The organism is Rhizobium sp. 05N49, assembly GCF_056396805.1.
On the sequence record NZ_JBFTME010000008.1, the window covers coordinates 241534 to 262194 of the forward strand.

Annotated in this window: 18 protein-coding genes and 1 pseudogene; 12 read left to right on the forward strand and 7 right to left on the reverse strand. The window is 58.2% G+C overall.

All coding sequences use genetic code 11. The annotated features are described in order from the left end of the window. The first annotated feature begins 4 nt into the window (after positions 1-4). Together AC1DF8_RS18270 and AC1DF8_RS18275 are read left to right on the forward strand one after the other, a co-directional pair. Positions 5-2512, forward strand: coding sequence for an ATP-binding cassette domain-containing protein (locus AC1DF8_RS18270; RefSeq protein ID WP_478154363.1), 2508 nt, complete (start codon positions 5-7; stop codon positions 2510-2512). Positions 2513-2616: 104 nt separating this feature from the next. Next, positions 2617-3123 carry a VOC family protein gene (locus AC1DF8_RS18275; RefSeq protein WP_478154364.1) on the forward strand — a complete coding sequence of 169 codons (507 nt, stop codon included), beginning with the start codon at positions 2617-2619 and terminating at the stop codon, positions 3121-3123. A 295-nt stretch (positions 3124-3418) separates the two neighbouring features. Here the strand turns inward: AC1DF8_RS18275 and AC1DF8_RS18280 are convergent, their stop codons facing one another. Continuing rightward, positions 3419-3667 carry a helix-turn-helix domain-containing protein gene (locus tag AC1DF8_RS18280; protein WP_113148127.1) on the reverse strand — a complete coding sequence of 83 codons (249 nt, stop codon included), beginning with the start codon at positions 3665-3667 and terminating at the stop codon, positions 3419-3421. A 125-nt stretch (positions 3668-3792) separates the two neighbouring features. On the opposite strand from AC1DF8_RS18280, the gene AC1DF8_RS18285 reads away from it, so the two are divergent. From AC1DF8_RS18285 to AC1DF8_RS18315, 7 genes are all read left to right on the forward strand, one after another. Then, on the forward strand, positions 3793-6714 hold the full coding sequence (locus tag AC1DF8_RS18285) for a monovalent cation/H+ antiporter subunit A (RefSeq protein ID WP_478154427.1): 2922 nt from the start codon (positions 3793-3795) through the stop codon (positions 6712-6714). Further along, positions 6714-7049 carry a Na+/H+ antiporter subunit C gene (locus AC1DF8_RS18290; RefSeq protein ID WP_113013686.1) on the forward strand — a complete coding sequence of 112 codons (336 nt, stop codon included), beginning with the start codon at positions 6714-6716 and terminating at the stop codon, positions 7047-7049. The genes AC1DF8_RS18285 and AC1DF8_RS18290 overlap by 1 nt, the downstream gene beginning before the upstream one ends. Beyond that, positions 7046-8677: a monovalent cation/H+ antiporter subunit D gene (locus tag AC1DF8_RS18295; protein WP_478154365.1), complete on the forward strand. Its 1632-nt coding sequence runs from the start codon at positions 7046-7048 to the stop codon at positions 8675-8677. The genes AC1DF8_RS18290 and AC1DF8_RS18295 overlap by 4 nt, the downstream gene beginning before the upstream one ends. Further along, positions 8677-9153, forward strand: a complete 477-nt coding sequence (locus AC1DF8_RS18300; protein WP_113115641.1) for a Na+/H+ antiporter subunit E — start codon at positions 8677-8679, stop codon at positions 9151-9153. Before AC1DF8_RS18295 ends, AC1DF8_RS18300 begins: the two co-directional genes overlap by 1 nt. After that, a complete protein-coding gene (locus AC1DF8_RS18305; RefSeq protein WP_112547637.1) occupies positions 9150-9431 on the forward strand; it encodes a K+/H+ antiporter subunit F in 282 nt (93 codons plus the stop codon). The genes AC1DF8_RS18300 and AC1DF8_RS18305 overlap by 4 nt, the downstream gene beginning before the upstream one ends. Further along, a complete protein-coding gene (gene mnhG, locus AC1DF8_RS18310; RefSeq protein WP_478154366.1) occupies positions 9428-9817 on the forward strand; it encodes a monovalent cation/H(+) antiporter subunit G in 390 nt (129 codons plus the stop codon). The genes AC1DF8_RS18305 and mnhG overlap by 4 nt, the downstream gene beginning before the upstream one ends. A gap of 343 nt (positions 9818-10160) precedes the next feature. Further along, complete coding sequence (locus AC1DF8_RS18315; protein WP_478154367.1) at positions 10161-10490, forward strand: MmcQ/YjbR family DNA-binding protein; 330 nt, start codon at positions 10161-10163, stop codon at positions 10488-10490. A 197-nt stretch (positions 10491-10687) separates the two neighbouring features. Here the strand turns inward: AC1DF8_RS18315 and AC1DF8_RS18320 are convergent, their stop codons facing one another. Next, positions 10688-11356 carry a response regulator transcription factor gene (locus AC1DF8_RS18320; protein WP_478154368.1) on the reverse strand — a complete coding sequence of 223 codons (669 nt, stop codon included), beginning with the start codon at positions 11354-11356 and terminating at the stop codon, positions 10688-10690. 240 nt (positions 11357-11596) lie between these two features. Between AC1DF8_RS18320 and AC1DF8_RS18325 the strand changes: the two genes are divergently transcribed. Next, positions 11597-14431 (forward strand): ATP-binding protein, encoded by a 2835-nt coding sequence (locus tag AC1DF8_RS18325; protein ID WP_478154369.1) that lies wholly within the window; start codon positions 11597-11599, stop codon positions 14429-14431. Between the two features lie 175 nt (positions 14432-14606). After that, positions 14607-15302 carry a GNAT family N-acetyltransferase gene (locus tag AC1DF8_RS18330; RefSeq protein ID WP_478154370.1) on the forward strand — a complete coding sequence of 232 codons (696 nt, stop codon included), beginning with the start codon at positions 14607-14609 and terminating at the stop codon, positions 15300-15302. A gap of 253 nt (positions 15303-15555) precedes the next feature. On the opposite strand, the gene AC1DF8_RS18335 is transcribed toward AC1DF8_RS18330, so the two are convergent. Further along, positions 15556-16854, reverse strand: coding sequence for an epoxide hydrolase family protein (locus AC1DF8_RS18335; RefSeq protein WP_478154371.1), 1299 nt, complete (start codon positions 16852-16854; stop codon positions 15556-15558). Between the two features lie 224 nt (positions 16855-17078). Further along, positions 17079-17741 (reverse strand): VOC family protein, encoded by a 663-nt coding sequence (locus tag AC1DF8_RS18340; protein WP_478154372.1) that lies wholly within the window; start codon positions 17739-17741, stop codon positions 17079-17081. Positions 17742-17908: 167 nt separating this feature from the next. Here AC1DF8_RS18340 and AC1DF8_RS18345 point away from each other — a divergent pair. Next, positions 17909-18177: pseudogene (locus AC1DF8_RS18345) on the forward strand (NADPH-dependent FMN reductase); the annotation flags it as partial. Between the two features lie 127 nt (positions 18178-18304). Here the strand turns inward: AC1DF8_RS18345 and AC1DF8_RS18350 are convergent. From AC1DF8_RS18350 to AC1DF8_RS18360, 3 genes are all read right to left on the reverse strand, one after another. Further along, positions 18305-18940, reverse strand: a complete 636-nt coding sequence (locus tag AC1DF8_RS18350) for a cysteine hydrolase family protein (protein ID WP_113204084.1) — start codon at positions 18938-18940, stop codon at positions 18305-18307. 18 nt (positions 18941-18958) lie between these two features. After that, positions 18959-19510, reverse strand: a complete 552-nt coding sequence (locus AC1DF8_RS18355) for a hypothetical protein (RefSeq protein WP_112547043.1) — start codon at positions 19508-19510, stop codon at positions 18959-18961. A gap of 154 nt (positions 19511-19664) precedes the next feature. Further along, positions 19665-20654 (reverse strand): enoyl-CoA hydratase/isomerase family protein, encoded by a 990-nt coding sequence (locus tag AC1DF8_RS18360; protein ID WP_478154373.1) that lies wholly within the window; start codon positions 20652-20654, stop codon positions 19665-19667. Positions 20655-20661 lie beyond the last annotated feature (7 nt).

Consider the following 20661-nt stretch of genomic DNA (forward strand, 5'->3'; position numbering starts at 1 on the left):
GACCATGGCAGCAGTTGAAATGAACGCATACGAGACACTTTCATTGGCGACTACCGAAGAGACGATCCGGCTGGCCGGAATCTCGAAGTACTTCGCTGCGATCCCGGCGCTGCGCGACATCAATGTCGATTTCAAGCCGGGCGAGGTCCACGCCATCCTGGGTGAAAACGGTGCAGGTAAGTCCACGCTGATGAACATCATCGCTGGTACGCTGCAACCCACCGAAGGCGAGATCATCTTCGAGGGACAGCAGGTCCCGCAGATGTCGCCCGACATGGCGGCTTCTCTTGGAATTGCCATATGCTTCCAGCATCCGGCCATCCTGAACGATCTCTCGATCTTGGAGAACCTGAGTGTAGCTCTGCCCGCTTCGGTGCTGCGAAATCGATCGACGCGAGATTTGGCTGAGCAGACCTTGAGATCGGTTTGTCTCGACCTGCCTTTGAACATGCGATCTGGTCATATGACGGTGGCCCAGAAGCATCTGCTTGAGATCGGTAAAGCAATTGCCGTGAACCCGAAGCTCTTGATCCTCGACGAGCCTACTGCTTCGTTGGATCAGGAGGCAACTGAGATGCTGTTCGGTCTCATTCGGACCGCGGCCAAGAACGGCACGGCCGTCATCTACATCACTCATCGACTGGCAGAGATCCGGCAGATCGCTGACCGCGTCACGGTTATGCGCGACGGACGCATCCGCGGAGCAGCCAGAGTGAGCGAGATCAGTGACAGCGAGCTGGTCAATATGATCGTCGGCCGCACCCTCGAAGCGGCTTTCCCACCAAAGTCTGAAGCTGGCGATCTTTCGCCTGTTTTCAAGGTCGAGGAACTGAGCGGCGAGGGGTTCAGCAATGTCAGCTTCAGCGTAGCGCGCGGACAAATCCTCGGTGTTGCTGGTGTTTCGGGGAACGGCCAATCTGAGCTGATGCGCGCTCTGGCAGGCCTGCATCAGACGCGGGGCGCCGCAACCTTGCATGGGCGTCACCTCGGTCAGAAGGAGCTTCTGGACGAAGCAGCCTTCATGCCGTCCGATCGCCATCTTGAAGGTGTGGCAAACGGACTGACAGTTCGTGAGAACGCAACGTTCTCGGCCCTTGAAAAATTCGCGACCGGCGGGATTTTGAGCAAGACTGCTGAACATCAGAAGGTCAGGTCGATCTTCGGTGATCTCGCGGTCAAGACGCCGGGCCTTGAGGCGTCGATCCAAGCATTGTCTGGCGGCAATCAGCAGAAGGTCGTGATGGCGCGCGCCCTTTTGTCCGAGCCTGGCATCGTGATCGCCGATGAGCCCACGCAGGGCGTGGATGTCGGGGCACGTTTCGAGATTTATCGTATTCTCAGGAGCGTCTCCAAGGCAGGAACGCCCGTTATCGTCAATTCTTCCGACGCGGTCGAGTTAGAAGGCATTTGCGACAAGGTCATCGTGATGTCGCGAGGGCAGGTGGTCGAAACTCTTGTAGGGGAGGAGATCACCGAGGAGCGGATCGTTGCCGCAGCCGTCCGGTCCGAGGCGCATGACATCGGCCATGAAAGCTCTGGGAGCCCGCAGAGCATGTCGCGCCTGAGGCATTTCATGGAATCGGACATCGCACCGGTGGTTCCACTGGCCCTCGTGACGATTTTGCTCGGCCTCTTCGTCAACAGCCAGAACGACAACTTCTTGTCGGCCTACAACATTTCGAACATTCTTCTGCTCGCGACCGCTCTGGGCTTCATAGCCATGGGCCAGACGATAGCGCTTCTGATGGGTGGGATAGATCTGTCCGTCGGGCCGCTTGCCGGCTTCCTTGTTGTGATCGCCTCATTCTTGGTGAATGAAGACATGTCTGCGGGGGTGATGGCCTCAGGGTTCCTGCTGATGGCCGTCGGTGCATTCATAACGGGAGCGATCAACGGTATTCTCATCCGGTTTGCCAACTTCACGCCGATCGCGGCAACCCTTGCGATGTATATAGCGATCCAAGGCCTGAGCTTCCTACTCCGCGAGAACCCTGACGGTTACATCAACTCGACCGTCACTGATTGGGTGAATTGGCAGATTGGCCCGTTCCCGGTGGCTTTCCTCGTGTTGGTGGGCGTCACGTTGCTCGGGGAATACGCATTGCGTCGGTCCAGAGCCGGCAGGCGCCTCCGCGCTGTGGGTTCCAACGAGGACTCCGCACGCAGGGTAGGCATCCGGGTCGACCTGACCTATGTCGGAGGCTACATCCTGTGCTCCATGCTCACGTGCCTGGGTGCGGTCATGCTGATGACGCAGATTGGCGTCGGGGATCCGCGACAAGGCGTGGCCTACACGTTGTCCAGCATCACCGCCGTCGTTCTCGGAGGAACCAGCCTGGCAGGCGGGCGAGGGACGTTCGTAGGCACCCTCATGGGCGCGGTATTGCTGACTGAGGTTCTCAGTGCGGTGACGTTTCTTAGCCTCACGCAGACCTACCAGTACCTCTTTCAAGGGGCGCTCATCGTGATCGCGGCTCTCATCTACTCTGCCGCCCGCCGCCGGTCCGCATAACGCAGGAAGCACCAATGCGATCGTCTTCGTGTTCGCCGGACGGGCACGGGTCGGAACCAATCGTTTGTCTCGGGAGAAATGAAATGACAAACAAAGTTCGCGGCATGCACCACATCGGGATCACCGTGCCGGACATCGAGGAAGGCATTTCGTTTTTCAAAGCGGTGTTTGGCGCCGTCGAGGTGTTTCGCACTGGACCCTTCGATGTCGATCAGGACTTCATGGAAAACAAGCTCGGAGCCGCGAGGCATTCCAAAATCCGTGACCTCGTGTTCCTCCGCTGCGGCAATGGGACCAGCGTTGAGCTTTTCGAATACGAAGGGGAGAGCGTGTCGCCGCCCAAACGATCATCTGAAGTGGGCGGCATGCATCTCTGCTTCGAAGTCGACGATGTCGACGCGGCCGCTGACAGGCTGCGTGATCAAGGCGTGGAGCTGCTCGATGGCCCCAACCTGGTAGATGCAGGGCCGTTGGCCGGGTTCAACTGGATCTACTTCCGTGCTCCATGGGGCCTCATTCTGGAGGTCGCGAGTTTCACCAGCCTCGGTTATGAGGATACTTCCTCCGAACGCCTTTGGCGATCCGATGATACACTGAGCGCCGAGCCGTGAATTCTCATTGATATTCATGGATGACCTAGATCGCAGGTTCGCGTCCTTTCAAGAGCCGCAGCTTTTGTCCGCTTTCGGCCCGATGCGGTCATCGCCGCAACAAAGTCGACGACAGAAATTCGGCGGCACTCTGCTGAGCTTTGTCAGCGTTCCGCGTCCCTGATCTCAGGAAAAAGTCGTGTGCGCCGCCCTCAAAAACATCAAGGCTAGCAGGCTTGCCAAGCTGTTGGGCCTTCCGTTGCAACTCCTGCCCAATAGACAAAGGAAATGTCCGGTCTGCACTTCCCCAGCAAGGTCAGCCGGTGCACAACCCTATCTTGCCGCCCTCGACGGGAATGAAAACCGCCCCTCCGACTTCGAGCGCAAGGCGCAACTGCGCTGCGGTGGCACGATGGACATCATGCCGGCAACCTTCAAAGTCTCTGATGGTGCTGCGCGATACGCCCGCGCGTTCGGCAAGGTCCGTTTGTGTCCAGTCCAGGAGACCGCGTGCAGCGCGGCACAGCTCCGGTGTCAAAATCGTTGTCCCGCTTGCTTGACCCATCGCCTAGAGTCGCCCATATTGGTTGATATAAGCCATATAGAGCAACAAAGCCCCGATTGCTAGACGGCAGTTGAACTGTTGCCCAAGCGATGGATACCGATTTTTTGGAGGATTGAGGCGTTGGGATAACAGCCGAACCATTTTTGCTTCTCGTTCTGCTGCTTCTGCCTTTCGTCGGAAGCCTCCTCTCCATACTCTTGCTCAAGACGACTTCGCCACGCCTGCCTGCAGGTCTGGCAGCTATCATCGTCACCGCTTTGTTGCTGCTTACGGGAAGTTTGTATCCGGCGGTGGCAGACGGCGGGGTGGTGCGGTTTCGGGCGGAATGGCTGCCGCAGTTTGGCCTGGACTTCGCATTGCGCATGGATGGTTTTGCATGGATTTTCACCATGCTTGTCACCGCAATCGGCCTTCTCGTCGTGCTTTATGCGCGCTACTACATGTCCGAGGAGGATCCGGTTCCACGGTTCTTCTCGTTCCTTCTTGCTTTCATGGGAGCCATGCTCGGCATTGTCGTCTCAGGCAATGTGATCCTGCTGTCCGTGTTCTGGGAACTGACCAGCATCTTCTCGTTCTTGCTCATCAGCTATTGGCATAACAATGCCAATGCCCGCGATGGGGCCAGAATGGCACTCACGATTACCGGGATTGGCGGCTTTTGCTTGTTGATCGGCTTCATTCTGCTCGGCAACGTGGTCGGCAGCTATGACGTCGACAAGATCCTCGATTCCGGCGACATCGTTCGCAGTCATCCTCTCTATCTGCCAACGCTGATTTTCATATTGCTAGGCGCTTTGACAAAGAGCGCGCAGTTTCCATTCCATTTTTGGCTTCCCAACGCCATGGCTGCCCCGACGCCGGTTTCGGCCTTCCTTCACTCGGCGACCATGGTCAAAGCCGGTGTGTTCCTGTTGGTGCGTTTCTGGCCGGTGCTTTCGGGGACGTACGAATGGTTCTGGATCGTCGGCGTCGCCGGGATCTCAACCCTGCTGCTGGGCGCATATTTTGCGCTGTTCCAGCGCGACTTGAAGGGCCTCCTGGCCTATTCGACCATCAGCCATCTTGGATTGATCGTGACACTGCTGAGCCTCGGCAGCCCATTGGCGACCGTGGCCGCCATCTTCCATATGCTCAATCACGCGACCTTCAAGGCGTCGCTCTTCATGGCAGCGGGCATCATAGATCACGAGACCGGCACACGCGACATGCGCAAGCTCAGCGGTCTCTTCCGCTTCATGCCGTTCACAGCGACCTTGGCGATCGTGGCAAGTGCCGCGATGGCTGGCGTGCCACTCCTCAACGGGTTCCTGTCCAAGGAAATGTTCTTTGCCGAGGCGGTGGAGACCCATGCCGATTCGATCCTCGACCGTATTCTTCCCTATGTCGCGACCCTCGCCGGCGCCTTCAGCGTGGCCTATTCGCTGCGGTTCATTCACACGGTTTTCTTTGGTCCGCCGCCGACCGATCTGCCGGTCAACCGTCCACACGAGCCACCCAGATGGATGCGGTTTCCGGTCGAGTTCCTCGTCATCGTCTGCCTGATCGTTGGCGTCATTCCGGCTATATCGATTGGTCCGTTTCTTCACAGCGCCGTAGTCAGCGTGCTCGGGAGTGCTACTCCCGAATACAGCCTGGCGATCTGGCATGGCGTCAACCTTCCGCTCGTAATGAGCGCGATCGCTCTTGTCGGTGGCGCGCTCATCTATTTTTTGCTGAAGGATTACCTCAGTCGTTGCGATGACGGTCCGCCGCTGTTTCGCAGGCTCAAGGGGCAACGGGTCTTCGAGCGCGTAATTGTCGAACTATCCTGGCGATGGGCGCGCCTCGCCGAGGGGCGCCTGGGCACACGCAAGCTGCAACCCCAGCTGCGCTGGCTGATCGTGACTGGTTTTGCCGCAGGCACGTTGCCGCTTTATCTGAGTGGCTTCGAAAGCCGGCCGGTTACCTACGCGAGCGTCGATCCCGCCTTCACGGCGATCTGGATCATCGGCGTGTGCCTTGCGCTTGGCACAGCCTATACGGCGAAATACCACCGCCTGGCCGCACTGGTGATGCTCGGCGGTGTCGGTCTCGTCGTCTGCATCACGTTCATATGGCTTTCGGCGCCCGATCTCGCAATCACCCAGTTGCTCGTCGAAATCGTCACGACCGTCCTGATCCTTCTCGGCCTGCGCTGGCTGCCTAAACGGACTGAGGGTTTCGGCGAGGCGATGACGTTGAGAGCACGGTTTCGCCGGTTTCGCGACCTTGCACTGGCCGTTCTCTGCGGCGTCGCCATGTCCTTCGTCGCCTATGCCGTGATGACGACGCCAGTACCCGACGCGATTGCCAACTACTTTTTGGAGAATGCTTATACCGAGGGCGGTGGCCGCAACGTCGTCAATGTCATTCTGGTGGATTTCCGTGGTTTCGATACGTTGGGAGAGATCGCTGTTCTCGGTGTCGTTGCGCTCACCGTCTATGGGCTGTTGCGCCGTTTCAGGCCTGCCGAAGACAGCATGAGGGCGCCAGAGCAGCAGCAAGCGCAAAACCGCTTTGACGAGGAGCGGCCAGAGCGGTCTGCCGGCGATACAGTGCGCGACTATCTGCTCGTGCCATCGGTCATCATGCAGTGGCTTTTTCCAGTCATCATTACCTTCTCAGTCTACCTCTTCATCCGCGGACACGATTTGCCGGGCGGCGGCTTTTCGGCGGGCCTGACGATGTCGATCGCCTTCCTATTGCAGTATCTGGCGGGAGGAACACGCTGGGCAGAGGATCGCATCCGCATCCTGCCGCTCCGCTGGATGGGCGCGGGACTGCTGACCGCCGTTGCAACCGGGGTCGGAGCTTGGTTCCTTGGTTATCCGTTCCTGACTTCGCACTCCCGCTACCTCGATCTGCCGCTGATCGGAAAAGTGCCCGCGGCCACTGCGCTGCTCTTTGATCTGGGTGTCTTCTGCCTTGTCGTCGGATCGACGGTGCTCATTCTTGTCGCACTCGCACACCAATCCTTGCGCATCAACCGGCTGCGGATGATCGACGCGGCGAAATCGGAGGAGGCGTGATGGAACTGATCCTGTCGATTGCCATAGGGGTGATGACCAGTTGTGGTGTCTGGCTTATCCTGCGCCCGCGAACCTACCAGGTGATCATCGGCCTTTCACTGCTCTCGTACGCGGTCAACCTGTTCATCTTCGGGGTCGGCGGCGTCAAGGCAAACGTCCCGCCTATTCTTGCTGACGATGCGGCGGGCCCTCTGGCCGATCCGGTTCCACAGGCTCTGGTTCTGACCGCTATCGTCATCGGCTTTGCGACAACCGCCTTGTTTCTGGTCGTGCTCCTCGCTTCGCGCGGTCTGACGGGAAGCGACCATGTCGACGGGAGAAATGAGCCGCGATGAATGCCTGGGCCCACCATCTGATCATTGCTCCGGTACTCGTACCACTGGTCGCCAGCGCATTGTTGCTGCTCGTGGACGAGCGTCAACGATTGGCCAAGGCGATGATCAGTCTTGCATCGACCTTGGTTCTGACGGCCATTGCCATCTGCCTGTTTCGCATTGAAAGCGGCCCGAACGCCTTCGATGGCATCTATCTGCTCGGTAACTGGGCGGCCCCTTTCGGTATCGTCCTGGTACTTGACGGACTGTCGGCGCTGATGCTGCTGTTGACGGCGTTGCTGGCCGTTCCTGCGCTGATCTTCTCGCTCGCTCGTTGGCACGCGGTCGGCGCGCATTTCCACAGCATGTTCCAGATCCTGTTGGTCGGCGTCAATGGTGCCTTCCTCACCGGTGATCTGTTCAATTTATTCGTGTTCTTTGAGATCATGCTGGCGGCGTCCTATGGTCTGCTCCTGCATGGTTCCGGTCCGCTTCGGGTCAAGGCGGGCCTGCACTACATCGCCGTCAATCTGGTGGCAGCCCTGTTGTTCCTCATCGGTGTGAGCCTGATTTACGGCACGGCCGGGACCCTCAATATGGCGGACCTTGCGGCGCGCATTCCCGAAATGGAGCGCGATCGCCGTATGCTCATGGAGGCAGGAGCGGCGATCTTGGGCGTAGTCTTCCTCATCAAGGCGGGGATGTGGCCGCTCTGCTTCTGGCTGCCGACAGCATATAGTGCGGCATCAGCTCCAGTGGCGGGAATGTTTGCCATCATGAGCAAGCTCGGGATTTACATAATCCTGCGCCTGACGATGCTTCTGTTCGGAGAGGGGCCGCTGGCGGGATTTGGCGCGATGGTGCTCTTATACGGTGGTGTGGCGACGCTTATCTTCGGGACGATCGGTGTGCTGGCATCCCAGGCGCTCGGCCGGCTCGCGGGGTTTTCCGTACTCGTCTCGTCGGGCACCCTGTTGATGGTCCTCGGCATCAATGACGGTGCCGTATCATCCGGTGCGCTCCTTTATCTCGTCAGTTCAACACTGACGATCAGTGCCTTCTTCATGCTGATTGAACTTGTCGAGCGCGGACAGGACGCCGGCGCCAACGTCCTTGCGGTAACGATGGAAGCCTACGGGGACGCCGACGAGCAAACCCCCGATGAAGAAGAGGGTGTCACCATGCCCGGGACGATGGCGATACTGGGAATTTGCTTTGCTGCCTGCGGGATCCTGCTGTCCGGACTGCCGCCGCTTTCCGGTTTCATAGCCAAATTTGCAATGCTGTCGGCAATGATGGGCACGGGTGCGATCGGGGTGCCGCCGACGGCAGCAATCTGGACACTGATCGTGCTCGTCATCCTCTCCGGTATCGCGGCGCTGATTTCCATGACGCGCGCCGGCATTCGTACCTTCTGGAGCTCGATCGAAGGCACAGTTCCGCGTGTCCTTGTGATCGAGATCGTCCCCGTGCTGTTTTTGCTGGTGCTCACCCTTGCCTTGACCGTGCAAGCAGGGCCGGTCCTGCAATATATGGACTTAACCATTCGCACGCTGAGCAAGCCTGCAAACTATATCGATGCGGTCCACAATGCGGTTCAGGTCCCGGGCTATCAGGGCCCGGCCGCGCCCGGAACGGAGAGCAACTGATGCTGCCTTATCCCGTTCTTTCGCTGTCGCTGCTCGTGATGTGGCTGTTGCTCAACGGCTTCACGGTCGGTCATTTTATTCTGGGTATCTTCGTCGCCGTGTTCGCCAGTTGGGCGATGGCGTCGTTGCGTCCGCAAAAGCCGCGATTGGTCAAGTGGTACCTGCTGCCCAAACTTTTTTTCGTCGTACTCTACGACATCCTCAAATCCAACATTGCGGTCGCGGGCATTATTATCCGGAGCGGTTCGCGCCGGCACGATCCGGGATTTCTGACCATTCATCTCGAAATGAGAAGCCCGTTCGCGTTGGCCGTTCTTGCAGTGATCCTGACGAGCACGCCCGGATCTGCCTGGCTTGAATACGATTCCAACGAGAATTCCGTCCTTCTCCACATCCTCGATTTGCAGAACGAGACGGTGTGGCGAGACACGATCAAAAATCGATATGAGAAATTGCTGATGGAGATCTTCGCGTGAGCGCAATTATCTTGTTCAGCGCCGTTTCGATCGCTCAGTTGATGCTGGTCGCGTCGATGGCGATTGTTTCGGTGCGCATGGTCATCGGGCCCCGCGCGCAAGATCGGATTATCGGTCTCGACACCTTTTACATCAACGCCATGCTGTTGCTTGTGACTTTTGGCGTCGGCACGGGTCGAGTCCTCTATTTTGAAGCGGCATTGGTGATCGGGATTTTGGGATTTGTCTCCTCCGTCGCACTGGCCAAGTTTTTGATGCGGGGTGAGGTGATAGAATGACTGCGGCTGCAGATATCCCGTTGTGGGCGGCCATCCTTGTCGCCTTCTTTCTTCTCGGTGGCGCTTGCCTGGCATTGATCGGAGCGATAGGCTTCCTGCGCCTCCCAACATTTTATGAACGTATTCACGCGCCAACGCTCGCAACCAGTTGGGGGATCGGCGGGATCATGCTCGCCTCGATGATCTTCTTCTCAGTCGGTTCAGGACGACTTGAGATTCACGAGATCCTCATCGGGATTTTTGTAACGGCGACGACGCCGGTTACGCTGATGATGCTTGCGCGAGCTGCTCTTTACCGTGATCGTGTCGAGAATGATGAAAGGGCGCCGCCAAAACAGATCGACCCCGCTGCTGCAAGAAAACAAAGCAGCAACGGAGAGACTTGAACCTCCTCGGCCCCACGCACATGGCTATAAGCGCGATCTTTCATGCGCTTGACGGCTGCGCACCGCTGAGCCGTCCTCGTTGATACAGCGGACTATTGGGCGAAACGTTGGTTAGGTCGGAGATAGACAACCTTCTCGGGCAGGTCGGATCCATTTGAGGTTTTCACCACTATAATGTCTAACAACCACTATTCTATCATCGGGGCAACGTACCTCGCCAACCTGATCCTCCATGCTTCAATTTTATCTGCTTGATGTTGACCAAGCCAACCGTCTCGATGTGTCAGGGCACCGAGGCGCTGTTATAAAGTGCTCTCGGTCCGATCAGCCACAAGAGGACGCAATGGCGAGCGAGAAGGATTTACGGCGCTTGGCTTTGTTGCTGGAAGGCACGACCGAGATGCCACATTTTGATCGAGCCGCTTTCAAAGTGACGCGAATCTACGCGACAATTGCGGCCGATCGCTTGACGGCCAACTTCCACTTCACGCCGGATGAGCAGGCGTTGAAATGCATGATACTGCCGGAGGTTTTTTCTCCCATTCCTAATGCCTGGGGCAAGAAGGGATGGACTGTAGGTATTCTGTCGGGCCTTAGCGAAGACGACCTCAACAACGCGCTACGGACGGCCTGGGCGCATGGACACAAGGTTCATAAACCGGCGCGAAAATGAATGCCGGCAACGCTAAAACAGCCAGACGAACTCGGACGCGGTCCTTCAAATCTTTTGAACGCCGAAGCCGGGAGACGGACACCGGCCTTGATCGCCCCAAGACGCCACTGATCAACGGCGACGACGAGAAGGTGGTAATCCGTCGCTCTCAGCAGGCGAGAACCGGATCGAGAGACGGCTGGCACCCATTCCGTTTTTCAGAGTGCTGCAGCACAGTCGAGTAGAGGTTCGGTGTTCGGTCCCAGCTTCGCTGCCATGTGGACCAGGTCGGGGAGAGACCTTGCTCTCATTTTCCTCATGACTTGTCCTCGATGCGCCTTTACAGTTATCTCGCTGATATTCAGTTTGAACGCCACCTGCTTGTTCAACAGGCCCTCAGCCACAAATTTCATTACCTGACGTTCCCGAGGTGTAAGCGACAGAAAATACGCTTCCAGACGGCTGGCGTCTTTCACCGCACTTACGGCTGCCTCGATCTCCTCCAGAAGATTGAGGCGATCAACAGACTTGGCCATGAATGTCACACGGAATTTGTTGGTTGCAACAGTCATCGCCCCACTGGCCCCTGCAGTCAGCACGATGACGGGGCAATACGAAGCACGCGAACAGATAAGATCCGTGAGATCTGAAACTGTCAGTTCTGCGGTTGTCGTATCAACGACGATGCAGGCATGCGTGCCGACCTGCACCAATCTTAGAAAGCTATCCGCCGAGTGATAGAATTCTGGCTGCCACCCAGACTGAGAAAAATCTCCGAGCAGGGCCGTACAGACGTCGGAGGCATTGCTCAGGATCGCCACCAGCGGGTCGCTGGTCGGTCTGTTCGGATGCTTTACGGAGGCGGTAAGGTGTCGAGTATAGTACATGTCATTCTCCCACGCCGATTATGTTCGCGCTGTTGCGATGCAAGACTTGAGGTAGACGTTTTGATAAAAGAGCTTCTGTGGTCGTTTTAGACGAACAGCCCGCCTGCTGCGACTTAAGTGGCGTGATAGAACCTGAAAAAAACTGAAATATTCTCCCGCGGGTTGCGGAACAATGGTTGGCTCAATCTCCCCCTCTATGGTTTTATCACTACGATTTGAAACGGATAGAATTGGCTGGCATTGGGACAGATTGAGATTGGCCGCTTCGAGTACTCCGGATGGGAGCTTGATCTCGAGAAACGGGAGTTGCGCGCCATGGGCGCTCCGGTTCCGCTCGGCAGTAGAGCTTTCGATATCTTGGAAACCCTTGCGCTGTCCTCGGGTGGGATGGTCACTAAAGTCGACCTGATGAAGCGCGTCTGGCCAGGACTTGCGGTTGAGGACAATACCCTGCAGGTCCATATCTCAGCGATCCGGCGGGCGCTGGGAAAGGATCGCGAATTGCTGCGCACCGTTTCCGGTCGGGGTTATCGGTTGCTCGGGGAATGGGTCGAGCCCGAGTCGCAATATGCCGAACCGGTGCCTGCGCCTCGAAAGCAGGTGGGCGAACGAGGCGATTTTGTCTCAAACATCCCTTCAGCAGCATCTGAACTTATAGGTCGTCAGGCCTCGGTTTCGCAAATTCACACACTCATGTCGGCCTATCGTGTTGTAACCCTGACGGGACCGGGTGGAATTGGTAAGACCGTGCTGGCGTCCGAGGTTGCCCGCCATCTCCAGCAGTCGATCGGCGGTGATGCGTATTTTGTCGAGCTCGTGTCTCTGTCCGATCCCCATCTGGTTCCGACAACTCTCGCCCAGGCCCTCGACTTGCGCCTCCAGGGCGACGACATCTCGACCGAGATCGTGGCAAGAGCCATAGGCAGCCGGAGGATGTTGCTCGTGATCGACAATTGCGAACACGTCGTCGACGCCGCTGCCGAGATGGTGGAGGCGATCCTGCGTGCTTGTCAGAACGTATCCGTGCTCGCGACCAGCCGAGAAATTCTTCGCATCGAAGGCGAATTCGCATACAGAGTGCCGCCGCTTGAAGTGCCGGCCAAGGAACAAGAAGCCGATCTGCTTCAACACAGCGCAATCCAGTTATTCATCGCTCGAACCCAGGCGCTGCAATCTGATTTTAACGTGACCAGGGAAAAGATCTCGGTGATTGCGGGTATTTGCCGGCATCTCGATGGAATTCCCTTGGCCATAGAGTTTGCAGCTGCACGTGCGGCCACTTTGGGCCTTCAACAGATTGCCGGTCGTCTGGATGATCGTTTCGTCCTCCTGACCGGCGGACGACGAACGGCGCTGCCCCGACATCGTACCCTGCGAGCCGCACTCGACTGGAGTTACGAGCTGTTGCCGGAAGGTGAACGTTTCCTCCTTCGCCAGCTCGCCGTCTTTCCCTCAGGTTTCACGTTGGAAGCTGCCACAGCGGCGAGCGGGCAGCAAGAAGGTGAAGCCGCTTCGGGGCTTTCAAATCTCGTCTCAAAATCGCTGGTCACCTTCGAAGGAACGGGCGCTGCGCCTCGATGGCGTTTGCTAGAGACCGTAAGGGTCTACTCCCTCGAGAAGCTGGGAACGGGTGCCGACTATCACGTGACGATGCGGCGATGTGTGGCGTTTTTCGCATCGTTCTTCCAGCCATTTTCAAACGAGAGTTCGCTACACGCAGCGATCGAACATCTTGGCCCCTTTAGACGGGAGATCGACAACCTGCGGGCAACTTTGAACTGGGCATTTTCGCCCGGTGGCGACGGGACGTTGGGAGCCAAGCTAGCAGCCGTTGCATCGGATTTCTGGATCGCCCTCGGTCTTGTGTCCGAATCCGGTGAATGGGCACAGAAGGCTCTCCCTTACCTTGAACGCACAGAAGGCAGCCGATCAGAAATGGTCCTTCAATGCGCCCTTGGATTTGCGCTGATTTATACAGAAGGGATGAGCGAACGAGGAAAGGATGTGCTGATCCGGGCGTTGTCGATTGCGAGAGCGCTGGATGATCGCGACTACCTGCAACGCGTAACTTGTGCCCTCTGGCTTTTTTGCGCCCGTTCGATGGAGTTAGACGATGCCCTTTTCTATGCGCGCGAATATGAGCGGGGAGCCAGTGGCCAGGACGAAAGGGCAACAGCAGCCTGGTTGATAGGCATCCCGCAAACCTATCAAGCCGAGCACTTGGAGGCGCAGGCCAGGCTCGATTGGGCTGCCCGACATTCGTCTTCCAACAATCGTCGCCGAGACATGCTGAGGCTCGGTGCAGACATTCGAACGTCTTCCATGGCCCACAACACGGTCAACATGATATCGCGGGGTCAACTCGACACTGCCTTGAGAACAGCGCAGGATTCAATCCTTGAAGCGCGCTCGACGAGACAACCCTTTGTCTCTTGTGTCGCTTTGGCCTGGGCTTCCGCTTTCCTATCCCTGAACCTCGAAAATTTTGTTCAAGCCAAAGAATGGAGCGAAGAACTGATCGAGCATGCGGTGCAGCACAATCTCAGACCATTTCACGCTGTTGGTGTGTGCGTGCGTGGCACTCTGGCGTCACGTTCGGGTTCGCCCGCGGACGGTATCGCCGACTTGTGTGCGGGACTTCGCGAAATGCGTGAGACGACATACTTGCTCTTCTACCCCTTTTTCATGTCTGAACTTGCAGCCGCGTTACACGGATCAGGGCGTTCGGATGAGGGCTTCAATCAGATTCACGAGGCATTGAGGTTTTCATCCGAGAAGGGTTATCACTGGATGGTCCCCGAATTGCTGCGCAGAAAAGCCGAGATTGTCGTGACACAACGAGCCGGTGCAGGTCTGCAGATGGATTTATTTGAAGAGGCCAGCCAGAAAGCTTCCGCCCAGGGCGGTTTATATTGGGAGCTGACGGCCGGTATCAGTCTAGTCGAACACCTTGCCGGTCTCGGCGAACGTCGCTCGGCCCGGAAGATCCTCCTGCCCATTTACGAACGTTTCACGGAAGGCCTTACCGCACCGCGACTGTTGCGCGCGAAGGCATTGATAGCCGGTGACGTCTAGTGCCCGGTCGATATTTTGACGCCGAGTCTTCGATTTACGAGACGACAATTTCCCGCAAGATGGCGGCGAGTTTGCAGCACGCGCGCTGCTCACAATCAATTCGGCGACGGACCGATGCGAGGCCAGCTTGCCGCGCAAAGGCGGCTCGCCAATATAGCTTTCAGGAGTAATCTCGATGCGGAATCTCCACGATTATAAAGTTGCCCCGCCAGACTATGTGACACTGAAGGGTCGCCACGGCACGGTCGAACCGTATGTTCACGACCTGCATCTCCAGAAATTGTGGAATGGACTGGGAGGGATGGGGATAAACCCTCTGCTCCTGTATTTTGTCCAGGACGATTTTGGCGGAGTCGACGATTTCGGCAGGTGGCTGAAGGAGGTCAAGAATAATGGCTGGCTGACACATATCTTCCGCAGCAACATTACAGGTGAAATCGTGGGGATGGCGAGTTTCATGCGCGCTGACCCGTCAAACGGCGTGGTCGAAATAGGGGGCGTCGCCCATGGAGCTGGAATGAAGCGCTCCYCGCTTTCCACCGAAGTGCACTATCTTCTGGCAAAGCACGTATTTGAAGTCCTTGGATACCGCCGTTACGAGTGGAAGTGTGACAACAAAAACGAGCCGAGCAAAACGACGGCCGCGCGCTATGGCTTCAGTTTCGAAGGCGTTTTCCGCCAGCATATGATCTCGAAGCAGCGCAATCGCGATACTGCCTGGTTTTCGATGCTCGACAATGAGTGGCCTACGCTCAAGGCTGCATTCGAGGATTGGCTCTCTCCTGACAATTTCGGTGCAGAAGGAAGGCAATTGCGTCGGCTGGAGGATATCCGCGCGGAGTTGTCCGGGCAAAGCTCTCAAAAAGCTTAGGATCTGCAAGTGATCGTGGATGCTAGAAAGGCAAAAGAACGCAAACGTCGTGGCATTCTTTCGTGACGATCAACCCCAGGGTCGGTGGGCTTTTAGGCTTCTACTGATTGCAGGACGGGCGCCGGTGAAGCCCGGTGCCCTCCATTAGCATCACGTACACGACGAATTTCCGCGAGAGAGCGGGCAGCCGGCAAAAGCGGCAACCCGGTTTGGACACTGCCAATAAAGCGGACAGGTGTCGTTTTGATCGTTTTCAGATCTGGTCGCGCAGCGACTTGAAGGAGGCGCGCAGCTCGTCGGTAAACAGCTCCGGCTGTTCCCAGGCGGCGAAATGCCCGCCCTTGGCCGGCCTGTTGTAGTGGATGAGCTTCGGATAGGCCTTTTCCGCCCAGCTCTGCGGCGCCTGGTAGATCTCGTCCGGGAAGGCGCTGACGGCGACCGGGATCTTGATGCCGCGCGGATCGAAGAAGCCGCCGGAGGGGAAATGCGCATTGTCCCAATAGAGCCGCGCAGACGAGATCTCCGTGTTGGTCAGCCAGTAAAGCGTGACATTGTCGAGGACATCGTCAGGCGTCAGGCCTTCCTTTTCTCCGTTGAAGGATCGGGCGATCATCCGGTAGCTCCGGATGTCGTGGTCGAGCATCCAGGAGGCGAGGCCAACAGGCGAATCCACGATGCCGTAAAGCGTCTGCGGCCGGTTGTTCATCTCGATCGCATAACCGAGGCCGTTCTTGTAGAAATCGTCGAGCTGCTCATAGGCGCGTTTTTCATCGGCCGTAAGATCTGCCGGCGCCGGCGCCCCTGCTGACAGCAGCTTGGCAATGTCGGCAGGCACGGTGGCGGCCATGTTGGTATGGATGCCGATGAGGCCGGCAGGCTCCTGCACCGCCATGAGCTCGRTCACCGCATTGCCCCAGTCGCCGCCCTGGGCGACATATTTGGTATAACCGAGGCGCTGCATCAGCACGGCCCAGGCCTTGGCGATGCGTGGCGGGTTCCAGCCCGCTTCCTTCGGCTTGCCCGAGAAGCCGTAGCCCGGCAGCGAGGGAATGACGACATCAAAGGCATCGGCCTCGGTGCCGCCAAAGGCGGTAGGGTCGGTCAGCGGCTTGATGATCTTCATCTGCTCGATGATCGAACCCGGCCAGCCATGCGTGATGATGATGGGCAACGCCTTTTCATGCTTGGACTTCACATGGATGAAGTGAATGTCCAGCCCATCGATCTCGGTCATGAACTGCGGGAAGGAGTTCAGCCGTGCCTCGACCTTGCGCCAGTCATGCGCCCGCCAGTATTTGGCGACTTTCTGGATCGTATCGAGCCGCACACCCTGCGTATCGTCGGAGACTGTCTCACGATCCGGCCAGCGGGTTGCGGCAACGCGCCGGTGCAGATCCTTCAGCTGCTCGTCGGTCGCCGAAAACTTGAATTGCCTTATGTCGGCGCTCGGGGCGGAAGCGGCCGGCGTGCCCGGAAGCATCCCGACCGCCGCCGCAGCAGCGGCTGCGGCAAGAAGCTTTCGACGTGTGAGCTCAGTCTGTATGCGGGACATGGTATCCTCCTATGTGTGGGTTGATGTGGAGGAAGTTGACACTGAAAGCGCGTTTGACCTATTGCACCATGGTATCGCCGATATCTTCGTATGTAGCTCGCCGCTCGCCGGACCGGGCAAGGTTCTCAGAACCCCTTCTACGGGCTATACTTCGCGCCGAATGAAAAACTCAGCGCGACAGGGTCGTCTCAACTGGACTCAGTCTGCTCGACCGCGCTCGACGGTCAGGTCGGGAGAGTGCTCCCCGACTGTTCGCTCACCATGTATTCGGCATACCAGTCCGGCCATGCCTCGTCATGTTTCCCGCCCGTGCGTTTTTCATGTTCGCCATGCGCTTCGGCGGCGCGACGAAGGGCGTTCGCAAGATCGGCGGCGGAGCTGAATGTTGCAGCTTCGACCCGGCCCGGTAGTCTTGTGGTCACTTCCTGAAAGAGCCATCCGTTACCGTCCGGATCCGTGAACGAGGCGAATGAGCCATAGCTGGCACGAGACGGATGGGGGCCGTGGAGCCGCCGGTCTGTGCCCTTGTGGTGAAACACTCCACCTGCATCATGGAAGACATCGCTCATTTCAACGCCGTGAGCGACAAGGGCCGCATGGGCCATCTCGATATCCGAAACGATGAGGTGCAGGCCTTGCGCCGATCCCGGGACGGCCGCAGTAACGTTACTACCGAAGATGACCGAGCAAGGCGATCCGCGAGGCGTTACCTGGACGACCCTGAAGCCGTCCGCGCCGGAGACGTCGGCGTCTAGCCTCCACCCAAGGCCCGTGTAGAAGGACTTTGCGCGATCGACGTCGGAAACCGGTATCACGACTACCTCGAGTTTCATGTCAATGTCATTGGCGGCGGTGGCAGGCTGCGTGTTGTGCTCCTGAATGGTCATTTGCTTTCCCTCTATGTGATCTCTGCGGACCGTCCGCAGCGGGCGTGACGATGCTCTGGCGCACCGGTCGCGTCCATTGTCCCATGGTGTTGGTTCCAATCTGGGATAGGCCGGAAAGCTCCTTCCAAGGTATCGACGATACCTTTGTTCAACGGGTTCCAGGAACGGAGTGGAACCGCAAGCCGTTCACCGCCACGCATATTGCAGCACTGGCGGGTCGCGCGCGCTCGAACATCTCAGGGGTATCGGCGTGGAACTGCAGATGGTTTCCACGCGCACAGCCGTTCACATCGGCGATTTCTTTGCGATGTTCCCGATGGGCGGCAACGAACCAACCTAGGAGATCGAAGCAAATCTCCTGCCATCGGCCAAGATTGCGCTCGATGAGCTGGTCTGGTGGGCAAAGGCCACTATGGGCGCCAAAGCGACCGAAGCTCGAAGGGTCGTGAGCGGACTTCAGGGACGGGCTCCACAACTCTCCATTGCTCCAGAGGTCACGTAAATGACAAGGAAAACCCCGGCCGACGCTTATGGTCCGCCGGGTTTTTTGTTGCCCTTCAGGATCAGGCAGCCTGAGCTACCGACAGTACCGAAAGGATCTCGTTCGTATCGACGATGGCGCTTGCGTAGCTCGGCATGTTGATCTCCAGAGCGGCGTGCATCATCTCATGCGAGTAGTCGGCGACCGCGTCCTTTACGACGGTCACGTCGTAGCCGAGTTCGGCGGCGTAGCGGACCGTCGCCTCGATGCAGGTGTGGGCAACGAGCCCGATCACGATGAGCCTCTGAATTCCATGCCGCTTCAGTTCGAGATCGAGATCGGTGTTGGCGAAGCCGCTTGAGCACCAGTGTTCGGAGGCGACGACTTCACCCGCCTGCGGCACGAACTCGGCGCGGAATTCTCCGCCCCAGGTGCCGAACTCGAAGCTCTTGCGATGCCATGCCGCGCGCTGGATAGGAGCGATGAACTTCCAATTCTCGTAGTCGCCGGGGCGATACCGGTGATGCATCGCATAGAAGACGCGAAGTTTCGCCTGGCGTGCCGCGTTCAGCACCTGGAGCATGTGCGGTACGCAGCCGTTCGCCTCCGCCACCTCCTTGATCCTTGGCCAGATCTTCCCGCCTTCGGAAATGAAGTCGTTGTACGGATCAACCACCAGCAGACCGGTGTTGTTCCGGTCGAAAGTCAGTTGGGTCATGGATATTCCTCCGGATGCTCAGGCCGCTTTCGTCGAGGCGGCGTTTTTCAGCGCCGCCCGTTCGATGCTTGCGGCGAATAGGGGCGTTTCGCCCTTGTTGTGTGCGATCGACATCGGTTGCCGCTGGGTCCGGAAGATGTCGAAGGGGATGCCCTGGCGGTCGAGCGAAGCCATCATCTCGTCAGTCGCATAGGACCTGACCCGGTTGGTGAATTCGCATCTACCCGCGTCGAGCTTCTTGACGCTGAGCTCCCACGTGACATGGATCGTCACGCGGCCATTCGGCGTGAACACGTCGGAATCCGAGTCGAGAATGAGATGATCCTTCTCGCCGAGGGTTTCGAGGTAATGCTGGACCATCAGGCTTCCGCCGATCGTCTCGACATTGATCGACATGCGTGTGCCGTCGGGCGCCGTCGTGAAGCCCGCGGCAATGTGCGCCGGAGAGCATCCCTGGTATTCCTTCTCGGGCAGGGTGAAGCACCACTTCGGAATATCCACCTGTTCGATCGGGGCATTGATGATTGCCGAAAAGCTGGAATCGACGATCTGGTTTTCGATGCTGTGCATGTGACGTCTCCATGGCTGGTTGGGTGTTTCGTGCGGAAGACCGCGCCTTCATGACCGCGGCTGGGGGCCGCGCGATTTCTCTGATTGGACGAACGGCAGGATGAGATGTGCGCCCGCGCGACCTGCCGTTCCGACGCGCGGGCGCTGCTCCGGCCTACTTGTCGGCCAAAGTCTGTGTGTAGTGCCCGAGGCGCGCTTCAATGTCGGGGTTCGTCTGAAGCCCCATTTCCATCAGGCGGCCGATGTTCTTTTGCGCCACCGGGCGCTGGACGGACTGGATGAAGGCGTCCCACCCAGCTCCGATTTCTGGATCGCTCGGGAGGCTCGCGAAATCGACGAGCCGCTTCGTATCGGCGATCGCCTGGCGGTCGAAACCGGAAATCCTCGCGGCGAGTGCATCTACGAACGGGTCGAGCTTGTCGTCGTCGAACGAACGGTTGACGTAGCCGTATTCCTCGGCGAGTTCGCCGTTGATGTCATCAGACCCGAGAAGCACTTCGAGCGCACGGCCGCGGCCCATCAGACGCGGGAGACGCGCCATCGGACCACCACCCGGAACGAAGCCGGCTCCGACCTCCCATTGGGAAAGGATTGCATTCGCCTTGCTGGCAAACCGCATGTCGCTGGCGAGCGCCAATTCGCTGCCGACGCCCGTGGCTCGCCCGCGGATGAGGGCGATAGAGACAACGGGCGCCTTGCTGATGCGAACGAGCATGTCCGGCAGGGGATGGAGGCCGGTCTTCCCATAGGGAAGGCTCGTGGATTCGGAGAGTGGCGGCGTAAAGTTATAGTGGGTGAGGAAGAAGCCCGGCACAGCACTGTCGAAGACAACAACTCTCAGGCTCGGGTCCGCTTCAATCTCCTCGACGACCTTCTCCATTTGCGGAATGGTCTCCGGCCCGAATATGTTGAAAGGCGGATTGTCGAAGGTGACACGCCAATATGCGGGCGTGCGCTTCTCGATCCGGATCTGCGGCTTCTCGCTCGCAGGCTGTGACTTGGCGTCGGCCGGACGATCGGTCTTCTCCGCGACCATGGTCTGCCCGGAAAGCGCGAGCGCGGGAAGCATGAGCACTGCCGCAGCCGTCAGGAACTTCGACGATGCGATCATTGCGCTCGTCGAGATGGGTGATCTGACTTTCATGAATACC